This is a genomic window from Singulisphaera photorubra (assembly GCF_045290345.1).
Taxonomy (GTDB): Bacteria; Planctomycetota; Planctomycetia; order Isosphaerales; family Isosphaeraceae; genus Singulisphaera.
Window position 1 is genome coordinate 9,120,138 of the sequence record NZ_CP155447.1, and the last position, 15,945, is coordinate 9,136,082.

At 60.5% G+C, this 15,945-nt stretch carries 10 protein-coding genes; 6 read left to right on the forward strand and 4 right to left on the reverse strand.

Translation table 11 applies throughout. The features are described 5' to 3' along the window. The first annotated feature begins 3 nt into the window (after nucleotides 1-3). Both tssF and tssG read left to right on the forward strand, forming a co-directional pair. On the forward strand, nucleotides 4-1,830 hold the full coding sequence (tssF, locus tag V5E97_RS34035; protein ID WP_406695982.1) for a type VI secretion system baseplate subunit TssF: 1,827 nt from the start codon (nucleotides 4-6) through the stop codon (nucleotides 1,828-1,830). Continuing rightward, nucleotides 1,794-2,822 (forward strand): type VI secretion system baseplate subunit TssG, encoded by a 1,029-nt coding sequence (gene tssG / locus V5E97_RS34040; RefSeq protein ID WP_406695984.1) that lies wholly within the window; start codon nucleotides 1,794-1,796, stop codon nucleotides 2,820-2,822. Before tssF ends, tssG begins: the two co-directional genes overlap by 37 nt. 148 nt (nucleotides 2,823-2,970) lie before the next feature. Here the strand turns inward: tssG and V5E97_RS34045 are convergent, their stop codons facing one another. The 4 genes from V5E97_RS34045 to V5E97_RS34060 all read right to left on the reverse strand — a co-directional run bounded on the left by V5E97_RS34045 (nucleotide 2,971) and on the right by V5E97_RS34060 (nucleotide 7,527). Further along, nucleotides 2,971-4,143, reverse strand: a complete 1,173-nt coding sequence (locus V5E97_RS34045; RefSeq protein ID WP_406695985.1) for a DNA/RNA non-specific endonuclease — start codon at nucleotides 4,141-4,143, stop codon at nucleotides 2,971-2,973. Between the two features lie 249 nt (nucleotides 4,144-4,392). Further along, the gene (locus V5E97_RS34050; protein ID WP_406695986.1) at nucleotides 4,393-4,683 is read right to left on the reverse strand and encodes a PAAR domain-containing protein; all 291 of its coding nucleotides are present in this window, start codon (nucleotides 4,681-4,683) and stop codon (nucleotides 4,393-4,395) included. A 4-nt stretch (nucleotides 4,684-4,687) separates the two neighbouring features. After that, nucleotides 4,688-5,362, reverse strand: a complete 675-nt coding sequence (locus V5E97_RS34055; RefSeq protein WP_406695987.1) for a DUF6931 family protein — start codon at nucleotides 5,360-5,362, stop codon at nucleotides 4,688-4,690. Nucleotides 5,363-5,469: 107 nt separating this feature from the next. Next, on the reverse strand, nucleotides 5,470-7,527 hold the full coding sequence (locus V5E97_RS34060; protein ID WP_406695988.1) for a type VI secretion system Vgr family protein: 2,058 nt from the start codon (nucleotides 7,525-7,527) through the stop codon (nucleotides 5,470-5,472). Nucleotides 7,528-8,024: 497 nt separating this feature from the next. Here V5E97_RS34060 and V5E97_RS34065 point away from each other — a divergent pair, with 497 nt between their 5' ends. The 4 genes from V5E97_RS34065 to V5E97_RS34080 all read left to right on the forward strand — a co-directional run bounded on the left by V5E97_RS34065 (nucleotide 8,025) and on the right by V5E97_RS34080 (nucleotide 15,654). Continuing rightward, on the forward strand, nucleotides 8,025-9,599 hold the full coding sequence (locus V5E97_RS34065; RefSeq protein WP_406695989.1) for a methyltransferase regulatory domain-containing protein: 1,575 nt from the start codon (nucleotides 8,025-8,027) through the stop codon (nucleotides 9,597-9,599). Nucleotides 9,600-9,716: 117 nt separating this feature from the next. Beyond that, the gene (locus V5E97_RS34070; RefSeq protein ID WP_406695990.1) at nucleotides 9,717-11,492 is read left to right on the forward strand and encodes a PPC domain-containing protein; all 1,776 of its coding nucleotides are present in this window, start codon (nucleotides 9,717-9,719) and stop codon (nucleotides 11,490-11,492) included. Between the two features lie 170 nt (nucleotides 11,493-11,662). After that, nucleotides 11,663-14,182: a DUF1549 and DUF1553 domain-containing protein gene (locus V5E97_RS34075; protein WP_406695991.1), complete on the forward strand. Its 2,520-nt coding sequence runs from the start codon at nucleotides 11,663-11,665 to the stop codon at nucleotides 14,180-14,182. Nucleotides 14,183-14,265: 83 nt separating this feature from the next. Continuing rightward, nucleotides 14,266-15,654 carry a DUF1501 domain-containing protein gene (locus V5E97_RS34080; RefSeq protein WP_406695992.1) on the forward strand — a complete coding sequence of 463 codons (1,389 nt, stop codon included), beginning with the start codon at nucleotides 14,266-14,268 and terminating at the stop codon, nucleotides 15,652-15,654. Nucleotides 15,655-15,945: the final 291 nt, after the last annotated feature.

The window sequence follows — 15,945 nt, forward strand, 5'->3', positions numbered from 1 at the left end:
GCAATGATCGATGAGCTGCTGCACTACTACAACGGGGAGCTGGCATACCTGCGCGAGCTCGGGGCCGAGTTCGCCCAGAAGTATCCCAAGGTCGCGGCCCGGCTGCTGCTGGAGTCGGACAAGTGCGAAGATCCGCACGTGGAGCGTCTGCTCGAAGGGGTCGCCTTCCTGACCGCGCGGATTCGCCACAAGATCGACGACGAGTTTCCTGAGATCACCGATTCACTCCTCGGCATTCTCTACCCCCACTTTCAGCGCCCGCTTCCCTCTGTGTCCATCGTGCAATTCGTGCTCAACCGGGCGCAGGCCAACCTGGCCGACGGATTTACCATCGACCGGGGGAGTCGAATCAATTCCAGGCCCGTGAACGGCGCCCCCTGCCCGTTCCGAACGACCTACCCGGTCACGCTCTGGCCGATTGAAATCGAAGCCGCGAGGCTCGACCCCGACCGGGTTGTCGTGGCCGGCAAGCCACCGGGTGCCGTCGCCCTGCTGCAACTGAGCCTCTCCTGCATGGGGGGAGCCCAGTTCTCGCAACTCGCGATCGATCGACTGCGCTTCTACCTCGATGGCTCCGGTCCGCTGCCTTACAGTCTCTACGAACTTCTGCTCAATAATGTCTGCCAGGTGCAAGTTCGGAGCAAACTCGACGATGGGAGGTACGAATCCGTCGTCCTCCCCCCCGATGCCCTCCAACCCGTCGGCTTTGGCCGTGATGAGGGCATGTTCGACTATCCGAACCGGTCGTTCGTCGGCTACCGTCTGATCCAGGAATACTTTGCACTTCCGGAAAAGTTTCTCTTCTTTGATCTGACCGGTCTTAAAGCGCTTTTTGGCCGGAAGTTCGGCGGGTCGATCGAGTTGATGTTCTTTTTGAACCGATCGCCGCGAAATGAGCTGCCAATTCAGGTCGATACCTTCCGGCTCGGTTGCACGCCCGTTGTGAACCTGTACTCCACGGTCGCCGAGCCGATTGCACTCACCCAGACGCAGTACAAGTATCGCGTGGTGCCCGACGTCCATCGCCAGATGGCCACTGAAGTCTACTCGATCGATCGGGTGACGAGCGTCGGTGGGTTCCTCGACGAACCCTTGGTTTACGAGCCCTTTTATTCGATGCGTCATGCGCGGCAAGGGGAGGCACCGGGCGCCTACTGGTACTCGACCCGGCGCGCCTCGCAGGTGAAGGACGACCCTGGAACCGAGGTGGAACTCTCCTTCGTCGATCCCGGGTTTAGCCCGAAGCTGCCCGCCAGTGAGACCATCACGGTTCACGTCACCTGCACGAATCGCGACTTACCGAGCCGGCTGCCCTTCGGAGGCGAGCAAGGGGACTTTGAACTCGAGGGGCAAGGACCGGTGAGTCGCGTCCGCTGCCTCCGGAAGCCGACGAAGCCCCTCCGTCCTCCCCTGGGCCGGAACGCCCAGTGGCGGTTGATCTCGCTCCTCTCGCTCAATCACCTCTCACTGGCCGATACGGAGCAAGGGCTGGACGCGCTCCACGAAATCCTCATGATCTACAACTTCGCCGATAGTGCGGCGACCCGCCAGCAGATCGCCGGAGTGACGGGGGTGTCGAGCCGGCGGGTGCCGGTCCGCACCGGTCGGAAGATCGGCAGCGCCGTCTGCCTTGGGACCGAGGTGACCGTCGAGTTCGACGAGACCCACTTCGTGGGAGGCGGCGTCTACCTGCTCGCCAGCGTACTGGACCGATTCTTCGGACTGTATACGTCGATCAACTCATTTACCAGGATGGTCGCCAAGACGCGACAGCGCGAAGGAATCTTGAAGCAATGGCCACCCCGAGCCGGCGAACGGACCCTCCTCTAGAGCAGACGCTCTTCGAGGAACCCTATCGGTTCGATTTCTTTCAGGCGGTCAGGCTCCTGGCCCGGCTGAGCCCCGAGCGCGCCACGGTTGGCCGCGAAGGGCCGGCCCACGGCGAAATCGTCCGGTTCCTGTCCCATCTCTCGATGAGCTTCCCGGCCAGCTCGATTCGCAGCCTCGAACCACGCGAAGCTCCGAGCGTGGCGCCCGGCATGCGGGTCAATTTCTTCGGCTTGACCGGTCCCTCGGGCGTACTCCCACACGTCTACACCGAACTGCTGATGGAGCGTTCACGACTGGGGGATCACTCGCTCGCGGCCTTTTTCGACCTGATCAACCATCGTCTTATCTCGCTCTTTTACAGGGCCTGGGAAAAACATCATTTCATTGTCGCACGCGAGAGCGGAGGCGATGAACCGTTCGCACGCCACCTTTTTGAACTGATCGGGCTGGGGACCACCTCACTCCAGAATCGTCACGAGTTCCCAGATGCCGCGCTGTTGCCGTACTCAGGCTTTTTTGCCCGAAGGCAGCGTCCCGCCGTGGTCCTGGAGAGTCTACTTCGCGATTATTTTGAACTCCCGATCGAGGTCGACCAGTTCGTCGGTCGTTGGCTTCAACTCGAACCGAGCGACTGCTCCTCCCTCGGCGCATCGGGTCGGAACAACGAACTCGGCGGGAGTCTCGTTCTTGGGTCGCGTGCTTGGGATGCTCAGGGAAAGATTCGACTTCGCCTCGGCCCCCTCTCCTTCGACCGATTTCAAGCGTTACAGCCTGATGGGCCGGAATTCCTCGCCGTAGCCCAGATGGTCCGGCTCTTTGTCGATGTCGAATTCGAGTTTGACGTCCAGCTCATCCTGAAAGCCGAGGACGTTCCCGCCTGCCGCCTCTCCTCGCGAGGCAAAGGGGGAGCACGCCTGGGGCGCTACGCCTGGCTCCGGAGTCACCCACTGGAAAAGGACGTCAACGACGCGGTCTTCACGTCGACCGTGTAGTGCTATTTTCACTGGCCCTGCACACGAGCGGAGTAAAATGGGGCCGACATCCGGCTGGAAATCTGATGGGGTGGTTCGGCCAAAAAAAACCGAGCCACCCAAAGCTTCAGATCATGAATGGTTTGAGTCATCGACGTGTGACACGCAGTCAATCGTTCTTGGTGAAGTCAACCTCAATGACCTTGCCCATCTCGCCCGGCTGATTGGTGGGGGCGATGCCCTGGGCCTTCCTGCTCTTCGGGGTGTGCGTGTTCGCAAACGTCAGGTTCTCCGCCAGGCGTTTGCCATCGGCCTTGATCTCGGTCCAGCGCACCTCACGCATAAACGGCCGATCTTCATCCGGCCGTGTGACGTCGGTCACGCTGACCTCAATGTCGGAACCCTGATGTAACGCCTCGGCCCAAGCGTCTTCGAGACCTTTGAACGTGCCATACCGGTTTGCCACCCAATTCTGGGGCGAGAGATTTTCCGGACCGCCTGGCGCACCGAATCGATTGCCGATCAAGTGTCCTGCATCATCCCCACTCCCTTCGGAAACACCGCGCTGGGCGGCCTGGTTGCGATGGGTACGCACCCGGCCTGGAACGCCGAGCCGCCCACTGCCCAGCTTGTATGTCTTGCCATCACTCACATACTCGCGAAATTGAAAATCTTTGCTGATGTCTGGGAGCAGGGGATTCGGCTGAATCCGAGGAGCGAGCACTCCGCTTGCAGAGGCGTTCGCGATGGGAGTTTGGCTCTGGCCCTGATAAATCGAGTCGGCACGAAAGCGTTCGATCAAGCGGTCGTATTGAATGAGAATCCAGGTCTCCAGCCCCGCGCTCGAACTCAGGAGCTTCGATTCCTTTCGCTCGGCAAGGGCCACCCGGAGTCGTCCGCGGGCCTTTCCGCCCAACTCCTTGGCCAGGAATGCGATCAGGCCCTGGAGGAGCAAGCTGAAGAAGATGCCGACTGCGTCGGCCATAATCAGTGCGGCCGCATGGATCCGAAATGAAGCGCCAGCCGACTCCCAGGCTTCGTCGATGCCTCTCGCGAACGCCTGGTCGACCACGTCGAGGTGGGGAGCCAACTCGCCGAGGAGGAAATCGGCCTCGAGCCCCTCAAGGAATTGGAGGCTCAATGCGTAACCCGTCCCCACCCCGATCACAGTCCCCGGGAGCCCGGTGACGCCAACGCCCAAGGCGCCCACTCCCCCTGCGTTTAGCTCCTCCAGGATGTTGACCGACATCATCAGGCCGCCGGTCAAATTCCGGATGAGCGAATGGAACTCGTCGCTCGTCTGTCTTGAGATCGCCGTTTCAATGTGACGAAATCGGGCCAATTCCCAGGCCTCGGCAACGAACGAGACGTTTCGTTCGAGGTAGTGATCTCTCGTCCAGCAAATGGGACCCGCGGCGCGAAACCGATCCGGTCCCCGCCCAGGTGCCGTAGTTGGAGCGAAAGGAGAGCGAGGTCGGAGCGATTTGGGTAACGAATTCATCTTCGGCCTCAATGAGCAACGGCTGAACGACGAACAAAAGGTCGGACGCCGGTCCGCGCTGGGATCACTCGACTTGATGACATCCCATGATCAATTGATGAGAACCGTAGGGAAGCCCATCACGATCGCCCCGCCGTGGGCGGTGATGTCTCCCAGCCGGGCTGCGGGCTGACCACTGATCAAGACCGTAAAACTTCCGAGCGCAATCACATCAGGAGGACCAACGCAGACCGCAAGATCGCCCATGCGAGCGGCCGGTAAACCACCGATCAAAACGGTCAGGGCGCCTGGTGGCAGGATCGGTCCCCCCACATGGGGCACGAGGACCGTGACCAGCGGGCAAACGTGCATGTCACTGACGCGTGCGGCGGGCATTGGCATGGGTTCAATCCCAGTTAATGGCAGGTCGTGAAGGTTGAGAGCTCGAACGATCGTCAGATGAGGCCTTACTCCGCGTCGGACTCGGCGTCTGGATGACGGGTTCGCTCCAGCGCACGGTTCCTTCGGCGACGCCCAGACCCTGTTCGAAGAACGTCTTGTATTTTTCAGGGGCTTTTTCAGGTTCGGAGCGGACTGCGGCGAGCATCACGGAGCCGGCCACCCCGTGTGCGGTGAGCTCTTCGCCGGGAGGGACCACCGGGACGTCCGGAGGAGCGAGGCTGCCGCCACTCCAGAAGGCCGCGGCCGCGGCGCAGCCGGCCGGGGTCCCGAGTCCGGCCGCGTCGGACGCGGGCATCGTCTTGCGCCGATTCTCCTCGGTCGGGTCGGTGCACCAGGCCTCCGCCGCCTCGAGCGCGACATGTTGAGGCAGTGGTGCGCCTTCGGCCATCACAATGCGCGCACAGACACAGGCCCACCAGACGGCCTCGCGTTTCGGAAGCGCGTGTGCCCAGAACCTTGCGGCGTCGGGGAACTCCTGGGTCTCGACGAGCAGGCGCAAGAACTGTTTCGCCGTCGGGTCGTCGCGGAGCAACTCCCGCGACGCCTCGCCGAGCTCAATGGTTTGGCAGAGTTCCCCTGGAGTCTTTTCAACCAGGTGGATCAGAGATTCCTCACTCATCGTCGGCTCCGGCCCTCGAGTCAATTCGCATTTCTTCAAGCGATGTTCCCACGCGCGGGGAACGAGCTGCCCACCATTTCACCGGCAGAAACATGGTGATTCAGTTGTTAACCGATCATGGTCAGGCCACCCTTCATTTGCAGGATGGCAGAGGCGCTGATCTGGGTCATCAAGCCTTTCACCTGAGTCTGAATTTGCCCATTGATGTCGATCATCATCCCCTTGATCTGAACTCCCGTCTGGTCGATCTTGATGCTGCTCTGGCCGACCTTGAGCTCGATCGATTGCAAGGCCTGGGTCTCGCTTTTGCCGAGGTCGAGCTTGGTGGTCTGATTCCCCATTTTGATCGTCAAGGCGTCATTGCCCATATCGATCTTGACGGCGCGGTTGCCCATCTTGACGTTGTGGGTGTCGTTGCCCTGGCTCACGATGACGTCGCGATTGCTGGTGACGGTGACCTTCTCGTTGCGCTTGACCTGCTCGGTGCGGTCTCGATCGATCGTGACCGTCTGATCGCGGTGGACCTTGAGGTCGTCGTCGCGTTCGACCACCCGGTGAAAGTCCTTCTCGGCGTGGAAGTAGACGTCTTCCTCACCTTTCTTGTCCTCGAAGCGAAGCTCGTTGAAATTGGCGTCCGACCCCTTGAGGGAACTGCGGGACTTGACGCCGCTCTGAGTTTTGTTCGCCGGGAGGTCGTACGGAGGCATCATCGCGGCGTTATAGACGCTGCCGATGATGATGGGCTGGTCCGGATCCCCCTCCTGAAAGTCAACGATGACCTCCTGGCCGATCCGAGGAATGTGGATCATCCCCCAGTTTTTACCCGCCCAAGGGGTGCCGACCCGGATCCAGCAAGAGCTATTGTTGTCGTTCTTTCCCTGGCGATCCCAGTGAAACTGGACCTTCACCCGGCCATACTTGTCGGTAAAGATTTCTTCGCCGGCTGGTCCAACCACCACAGCCGTTTGAGTCCCCTGAACGGCCGGTTTCGGCGTTTTCCGCGCGGGGCGATAGGGAAGATCAAATGGCATGCAAGTGAACGAGTTACGATACGAAAATTCCGCCGACTCGTTCGACGACCGAAAGTTGTAACTCTGTCTGGCCATGTGGCGAATACCCGTAATCAGGTACTTGCCATTCGCATTATAGTGGTTGTCGAGCACGACCGTGTGGCCGGTGGCGAAGTTACGGCAGGTCCCCTCGCCTTGAATCAACAAGCTGGCCGCTGCCTCCTCCTGCATCCGGATCTCGACGGTTCGCTTGTTGTCCTCGAAGATCTTCTGGAGATCGCCGGCGCGGTCGCCTCCGCTCGGGTTGACGCCGTCGAATCGCTGGGCGTACTCGCCGGGAAAGTCGTAAAGCTCGAGTTTATCGTTGTTCCCGATTCTGAGCTTGTGTGCCACCTGCCCTGCCATGACGCTGTCGGCGATCTGCTTGTCCGCTTCCAGATGCTTGTGGGGAAGCTCGAAGCTATGATCCCAGAGCAGATAACGTCCGGAGCGAAGCTCCTGGGTCTTCTCCCAGGAGAGGACCATTTCTTCGCCGCTCACATCCTCTTCTGACCGGCCGAGCGTCATCCTGGCTTTCCCAGGGAGCTCGGGGAAAGCCTGCGGCACGTCGGTCACGACCAGGGTGTGGCCATTGGCTGAGTGCTTGAAGAAGAAAAAGACCCCTTCTTCTTCCATGAGTCGACAGGCGAAGTTGTAGTCGGTCTCTCGGTACTGCACGCAGTAGTCGCGAGGTTGGTAGGTTCCCCGCAAGTCATAGGAGACGTCCAGTCCCCCAAGCACCTGCTGAAGGATTTGGGGAACCGATACCTGCTGGAAGATCCGGCTCTGAGCACGCTTGGTCAGGAACCAAAACTGGGGGACCACGTCCAGGTGATAGGACGTGAACGTATTGTCGCGTGCCCCCTGGCTCACCCGGTTGCAAATCCCACTGAAATAGCGCCGTTTGTTCCCCTCGAGGGCCATGGTGACGATCGCCTTCTGTCCGAGCAGCTTCTCGAACGGGATCGGTTCGTCATTCATCGCGAACAGTTCGAGGCGATACTCGAAGAGTTGGGAGATCGACTCGTGACCGGAGAAGCCGGCCATCAGGAGGGCATCTTGCTTTAACGGCGTCGTGACCGTCATGATCCGATCGGCTTGCAAATAGGTCGCCATTATCGACTCCACGAAATCCGAAGATCTTCCGGTCCCACGTCGAGTGTCCGGCTGATTCTCACACGCGTCGCCAGCCCAGGCAAGCCAACATGCCCGGCGGGGGCAGGAACAACCGGACGCGTCGCCGCGGTATGCTGCTTCAGGCGTTCCGGTCGGGGTCGAACGATCCGCCAGATGGTCTACGGTTGGCCTTGGCTCGTTGCCATGAAGGCTTTACGGTCGGGATTGTCGCTGTGACGGCCGACTAACAACTCCCCGGCGAGCCAATCGCCCGGGCCTCGTGACCGAACGTCACAGAACCGATGCGCAGGGGTAACAACTCCAAGGTGATCTTCGTGCCCTCAGGCCAGCGAAATGGGGGACGAAGCGTTCCGAAACGAGTCGGAATCGAAGCGTGTCCGGTCATGCTTGCGATCGACGCGCCACTGAGCGATCATGTGGGTGGAAACGAGCCCATTCAACCACGTCCGAGCCTCGGAGAGAAGGTGGGGCGCATCATGGCGGATCAGGCGAATAGTTACGACGAAATCCCCTACGGTGAGCACTTTTTTCCCTACACCCACCCGATCCACCTCGCCACCCTGGGGACGCTCTTCGGCATCGAGACTCCCGCGATAGAGCGTTGCCGCGTGCTCGAACTCGGTTGTGCCGAGGGAGGGAACTTGCTCCCGATGGCCTTCGACCTCCCCGAGGCCCAGTTTGTTGGGATAGATCTTTCTCACCGCCAGATCGCCCATGGCCAGACCGTTATCAACCGGCTTGGCCTCCAAAACATCGACCTCCGAGCGATGAGCATCACCGAGGTTGATGATACCTTCGGGGCGTTCGACTACATTATTTGTCACGGGGTCTTCTCCTGGGTCCCCGAGCACGTTCGAGAAAAGATCCTCGCCATCTGTTCCCGGAACCTCTCCCAAAACGGCCTGGCCTATGTCAGCTACAACACGTATCCGGGCTGGCATGGACGGGGCATGGTTCGCAAGTTACTTGCCTACCACGTCATGCGCTCCTCGCTCGCCACGTCGCTGGAGCAGGTTCACGAGGCACGTGCCTTTCTCGACGAGGTCGTCCGGGTCATCCCTGACAAGGCTAGCTCCTACGCCCGGATCCTTCGCACCGAGAGCGAGTACCTCAAAGGCGTGCCGAATTCGTACCTCTTTCACGAACACCTGGAAGAGACAAACCACCCCTTCTACTTCCATGAGTTCATTGATCTGGCGAAGACGAAGCATTTGAAGTATCTGGTCGAAGCTCGTTCCGGCGGAATGATTGATAATCTCCCTGAGGACTCGCGTGAGACGTTGGATGAATGGGCCGAGGATGAACTTGCTCGCGAGCAATATCTCGATATTTTGTGCAATCGAACATTTCGGCAGACTCTTCTCATCCATGAAGACGTGCGCCGGTTCGACGAACCGTCGCCCGATGCGATCGAGTCGCTCTGGATCAGCACAAGTTTGAGCCCTGTCTCGGCCGATCCCGACATCGTCTCGCAGACGCCCGAGCCGTTTCGGATGCCGGAGGGGGAGGCGAACCTTTCGACCAACGATCCCTTGATCAAGGCGGCGTTGGTCACCCTGTTCGAAATTGCCCCGCGTTCGCTTCGCTTCGAGACTCTCTGGGAACGTGTTCTGTCGCGATTAGGGAGAGACGCGAATTCCGAGGGGCAACACGATCGCGATCACTTGAAACAAGCCCTGCTCCGCTGCTTCATGTCCTCCCTGATCCAGCTTCGCACCCGCCCCCCCGTCTTCGCGACCGAGCCTGGTGAGCGACCTGTTTCCAGTCCCCTGGCGCGATTCCAGGCGGAGGACGACGAGCGTGTGATCAATCTTCGAGGCCGGACCGTCCGACTCAATCAGTTCGAGCGTCTCGTGCTCCGCGCCTTGGATGGGAGCAACGATCGCGGTGCCATCCTTGATTCGCTCCTGGCCCTCGTCGGCTCAGGTGAGTTTTCGATCCATGAAGAGGGGCGACCCATTGAGGATCGAGACCGAATCGCTGAGATCCTTCGCGGTGAACTGGACCCTTGTCTTGAACGGCTGGCCGCCCGCGCTCTCTTGATCGGCTGATCGTGAACTCGGATCGATCCAGAGGGCAACGGCCAACGTTTGTGCCCGACCGCCTTCTCGAGTGGGTTCGTAGTGAGAAGTTGCAGCGCTTGGCTCGACGCCCATGGACGAACCGCAATGACGAATTCACGCCGAATTGTGCTGGCCCTTTTCATCGTTCTTCCAACCTGGCCGGCGAGCGGAGCGGAACCATCGTTGGTCTCGATCTTCCCGATGGGTATCACTCGGGGAGAGTCTGTCGAGATTCAGCTCAGTGGGACAGGCCTTCAGGAGCCGCAACGCGTCCTTTTTTCTCGTGCGACGATCCAGTTGGAATCGCGACCTGAGGGACGCATCGCATTTAGGGTCGAGCGAGACACGCCGCAAGGCGAGGGGGACCTCTGGGTCCTCACCCCGACGGGCCTGAGCAATCCCCGCCGGTTTGTCGTGAACGACCTCCCGATGGTCGTCGAGCGAGCGAAGGAAGACCCCGCCGGTTCGGCTCCCGTCGTCAAGCCGCCGGTTATCATCGCCGGGACGATCGACACACCGACGGACCAGGACGATTACTCCGTTGAGCTCGATCGTGATCAACAGATTTCGATCGCATTCCGTTCCGTAAGCCTGGAAGGGAGTGTTCTTCCCGCCCTGACCGTGTTCGCACCCGACGGACAGGAGTGGATGCATGACCGAGGGGGGGAGGCCGAGCCGACCCTTGACCTGGTCGCTCCAACCCGTGGCATTTATCGGATTCGCGTTCAGGATCGAGCGTTCCGCCGGGATGCCGCAAGTTTGTACCAACTGGTGATCCAGGCCACTCCTCGCCTGGTCGCAGCCTTTCCACAACTTCTCACGAAGGGCAAGCGCCAACGCGTCGAACTGCTCGGATATCGGATCCCAGGGGGGGAGCCTGCGGGAGAGGGATTCGCCGCGGGCTTGATGCGCTTGCCGGTCAACATCGACGCCCCGACAAGTGGCGAACGCGATGGAGCGGGCTTGACTCGATCTCATTCAGTGATGCTCGAGCGTTTCGGCTATCAACATCCTGGGACGTCTGGTTCGATCAAGTTTGAGCTGATCGATGGCACGATTGTCTCTGAAATCAGCACGCGTCATGACTCCGCTCATACGGCGCAGCACGTACCGCTTGGCGCCTCGATCGCCGGGCGGTTCCTGCAAGCCGCCGAGATCGACTGGTATCGATTTCCGGCCAAGAAGGGAGAACCGATCTGGGTCGAAGCCGTTGGCGAGAGAGCCGGCCTGGCCATGGACCTCGACGTGGCAATCTATGATCTCCAAGGGAAGCTTCTGACGGTATTTGCCGACACGCCTCATCCCAAGGGGAGTCCGAAATCGTTCCCGCTGGATACCCTCGACCCGATGGGAACCTGGAAGGCCCCGGCCGATGGCGAGTACAACCTGGTCATTCGCGACCTTTACGGCCCCAGCGCGAGCGGTCCCGAACGGGCCTATCGACTCACCATCGAACAGACGCAGGAAGCGGTCCGTGTGGTGGCGATGCATCTAAGTGAGACGGTTCCTCGCGGCCTTTCCCTCGTTCCGGGCGGTCACGCTCCCCTTCAGTTGCTCGCGATCCGCCGTGGTGGACACGAGGCGCCGATCACGATTCGACCCCTGATTTTGATCGAGGGGCTGACCGCGAAACCGGCCACGATTCTCGCAAACCAACTTTCCGCCAGTCTGGTCCTCGACGCAGCCGCGATGGCCCCCACTGTCGCCGGACCGATCGAGCTTGTGGCCGAAACCGAAGTGGAAGGACAACTTCACTCGTTCTCCGTGCTGGGAGCGACTCTCGGTCAAGACGGCAAGCCACCCGTCGTGCGACTCAGCGATGGCATCACCGCCGCAATCCTCGCCCCGCGAAATCCGAAGTCCTCGGATGCGTCACCCTGATCGGACGCCGGCAGGTCAGAACGAACGCGACCCATCTAAGCCACTTCAACCGAGGGAGGTTTACTCTCGACTCGCTCGAAATTCATGGTAAAACAATTAATCGACATTCGGTTGTTGTCGAGGATCGCGTGTGTAAGTTGGTGATGTGAGCTTTCAACGGGGTGGGTGCCATGCCGGGAGACTTTCTCGGGTTCCGGAACGCTCATCAGCGGCTGAAGACGGTCTGTCGGTTCCTCGGCTATGGAATGGCCCTGACCTGTTTGCCGGTGGCCGCGAGCCAGAATGAAGGACAAGGAACGTCAAGCGATGCGATGCATCTGCTCGCCGTTCCGGAAGCCGTTCGTCTGGAGGGCAAAGACTCGCGTCAACAACTGCTGATTTCGGCGCCGCAACCCGATGGTCGTGTTGATGACCTGACACGAGACGCCCGCTACAAGAGTCTTGACCTCGGCGTGGCGACCGTGGGAACGGACGGTGTGGTCCTTCCGGTTTCGACCGGTCGGACCCAAATCGAGATCAGCGCGGGACTGTTCCGCACAACAATTCCCGTGGAGGTGGTTCAGGGGGATCAGTTTCTCCCGATTGTCTTCGCCAAGGACATCGTGCCGATCTTGACCAAGGCGGGGTGCAACGGCGGGGGATGCCACGGGAAGTCGGACGGTCGCGGTGGATTTGCGCTCTCGCTCTTCGGCTACGACCCCGGCGCGGATTACGATGCGATCGTGAAGGGGTCGCGTGGCCGCCGGATCTTTCCCGCATGGCCTGAAGAATCCTTGCTCTTGCGGAAGCCAATCGGATCCGTTCCCCACGCGGGAGGCAAGCGGCTTTCGGCGAGCGATCCGGAGTATTCCCGACTTTTGCGCTGGATCGCAGAGGGAGTGTCCAGTCACTCTCAGACTGAGTCTGGCCTTCTGCGAATTGACGTGGAACCCAAGTTCCGAGCGCTGCGGCCCCGGCAGCGGCAGCAGGTGATTGTCACGGCGGTTTATCGAGATGGCTCCACGCGTGACGTCACTCGAACGGCCGAGTTCCGGAGCAATGAACCGGCCGTCGCGCTCGTTGACGATCACGGCCTGGTTACGGCGGCCGACCGCATCGGCGACACAGCCATTGTCTGTCTCTATGCGGGACAGGCTGGAGTCGCGAGGATGATGGTGCCCCAGAGTCTGCCGGACTCGAAACAGGAATGGGCCGACTTTCCTCGTACCAACCTGATCGACGATCACGTCCTGACGAAGCTCAGGCAACTGAAGGTGCAACCCTCTCCCTTGGTGGATGACGCCGGGTTCCTCCGCCGCGCCACGGTCCAGATTGCCGGCCGGATCCCGACACTCGCCGAGACGCAGTCGTTCCTTGGCGATCGGGCCCCTGACAAGCGAACAAGGTTGATCGATCGGCTTGCACGAAGCGGCGAATCCGCCGACCACTTCGCGCAGAAATGGTCCGACATCCTTCGGATCAAGCGCCGCAAGCAGAAGGACCGTGAGTCGGGGACTCTCGCCTTTCACCGCTGGATTCGCAACGCAATTGCCTCGAATCAGCCCTACGACCAGATCGTCCGCGCAATCATCACCGCAAGTGGCAATCCCTCCATTCATCCACCCGCCCAATGGTACGCCGAGGTACGCTACCTCGACCGGTACGTGGATGACACGGCGGAAGTGTTCCTGGGGGTTCGGATCGGCTGTGCTCGTTGTCATAACCACCCGTTCGAGACGCTCAGTCAGGACGATTACTACGGCCTTGCCGCCTTCTTCGCACGGGTCGGCCGGAAGGGGGGACTGGGAATCGAAGAACGGCGCGCGAACGAAGTCATCTTCGTCCAGCCGAGCGGCGAGGTCCGTCACCCCGTCACCGGACGTGTAGTCGCTCCTCATGGCTTGAATGCTCCCCCTGTGGAGGTTCCCCCTTACGCTGATCCCCGGTCGCATCTCGTCGATTGGATGACGACTCCCGATAATCCGTACTTCGCGCGGGCCTATGTCAACCGGATGTGGGCTCACTTCTTCGGCCGGGGCTTGGTGGAACCGCTCGACGATATCCGTGCGACCAACCCGGCTTCCAACGAGCCACTTCTCGACGCGTTGGCCGATGCGTTTATCAAGAGTGGGTTCGATATGCGTCGGGTCGTCTCCCTGATCGGCACCAGCACGACCTATCAACTGAGCGCGTTTCCCAGTGACAACAACCTCGACGAAACGCAGTCGTACTCGCGATTCTATCCCCAACGGCTCGCGGCCGAGGTTTTGCTGGACGCCGTCGATTCGGTGACAGGCGCTCGGACCGAGTACCGCGGACTTCCCTCGGGCACCAAAGCCACCCAACTTCCTGATGAGGATTCCGGTAACGCGTTTCTCTCCCTGTTCGGTCGGCCTCCACGGGAAAGCGCTTGCGAATGTGAGCGCATTGCCCAGCCGAGCCTGACCCAATCCCTCTTTCTGATGAACGATCGGTTCATTCTCGACAAGGTGGCCAGCAAGGGAGGCTTGGCAGAGCGATTGGCCAAGGATCCCAGGTCTCTGGATGATCGGGTCGAAGAACTCTTTTTGACCACCTTCTCGCGACCACCGACCGGCGAGGAATTGGAGAAGGCTCGATCCTACCTACAGAGTAGTCCCAGCCCGTCCGAAGGTTTTCAAAACCTGGTTTGGGTGCTCTTGAATACGAAAGAGTTTCTCTACACTCACTAGTGGATAGGATATCGGTCGGCACTCTCACCGCCGCGCGCTTGACGCCGAGCGCGGCGGGTTCATCGCGTCGAGGACCGTTTCTGATGTCAGAGCCACGAACGCCTCACGTCTGCCCAGGGCCGGTTCGTCGTCGCGAGTTCTTGAAGTTCGGTGCACTCAACCTGGGGGCCCTGGCCAGCGGCCTGTCCACCAATCTGGCCGGACTCCTGGCCGCCGAAGCTGCCTCGCCTCGAGCGGACCGTGATTTCTCGGTGATTCTCCTCTGGGCAGCGGGGGGACCGAGCCATCTGGATACCTTCGACCTGAAGCCGGACGCCCCGTCCGAGTATCGTGGCCCGTTCCGGCCGATCGCGACGAACGTCCCGGGGATCGAGATTAGCGAGCAACTTCCGAACCTGGCAGCGCGGGCCGACCGATTCGCGCTGGTGCGCAGCCTGTTCCACAACCGGAACGAGCACTCGGGGGGGACTGGCCGGATGCTCTCCGGCTATGCCAGCGTGGCGGCCAACCCGTTCCAGAGCGAGTTTCCCGAGATCGGGTCCGTGGTGGCCAAACACCTCGAACCTCAGGCGAGCGATCTCCCCTTGTTCGTGGCCAATGGCAGCTTCTACGGTGGCGGCCCCGCCTACTTGGGGCCTGCCTACGTTCCCTTTATCTCGAGTGGAGATCCGAACAGTCCGACGTTCAGCGTCGGAAACCTCTCGCTCACTCCCCAAGGCGCCCGGCAGCTCCAAACGCGGAACGACCTGCTGAAAGAGTTCGATACCCTCCGCAGGGAGATCGACCGGAGCCGGACGATGGAGGCCCTCGATCAGTTCAACCGCCGCGCGTTGGACATGCTCACGAGTTCACGGACTCGGGACGCCTTCGATCTCTCGCGCGAAGATCCCCGGCTCCGCGATCGTTACGGGCGAACGACGGGGGGCCAAGGGCTCTTACTGGCGCGCCGCTTGGTCGAGGCGGGCGTTCGCTTCGTGCAGTTGAGCGCCCATTTTCCGATCACCAAAGAAACAGGGGTTCTCGGCCCCACCAACTGGGATGACCATTCGGTTAACTCACATATCTTTAAAGCCTACGAACAACGCATGCCCGCGCTGGACATGGCCGTCTCCGCGCTGATCGACGATCTGGCCGTGCGTGGACTCGACCAAAACGTTCTCTTCATCTTTTGTGGCGAATTTGGCAGGACTCCCAAGATCGCCTACCAGGACAAGAGCAAACGGCCCGGTCGCGACCATTGGTGCCGCGCAATGAGTGCGTTCCTCTCAGGTGGCGGCCTCAAAATGGGACAGGTGATCGGCTCGACCAACTCCCGCGGCGAAGATCCCGTCGACCGCCCCTTGAACAGCAACTGCCTCCTCGCCACGATCTATCGACGGTTCGGGATCGACACGACGAAGGCCTACCACGACCACAGCGGCCGACCGATTCCCATCCTGACCGACGGCCAGCCAATCGCCGAACTTTTTTAGCCGTTCGCATGGCCGTCTGTCGTTCACGACGACGCTCGTGGATGATGCGTTGAGAGCCAGGTTGCTCTGAACTTATCGCGAACTCAGAGCTCGGTTCACGACGCTTCGCGACATCGCGGGACCGAAGTCGAACGTATGTAATCATCGCTCTCGTGAAATCTACCCCAAAAACTTATGGGTTTATGACGCAGCGTCTAAAGAACTCGATATGAATCTGTCAGGTCCCTCTTCCAAAATTCTCAGGCCCACGGTACGGTTCTTAACGCGAGCTTTACAGGTTTAAGGAATGAG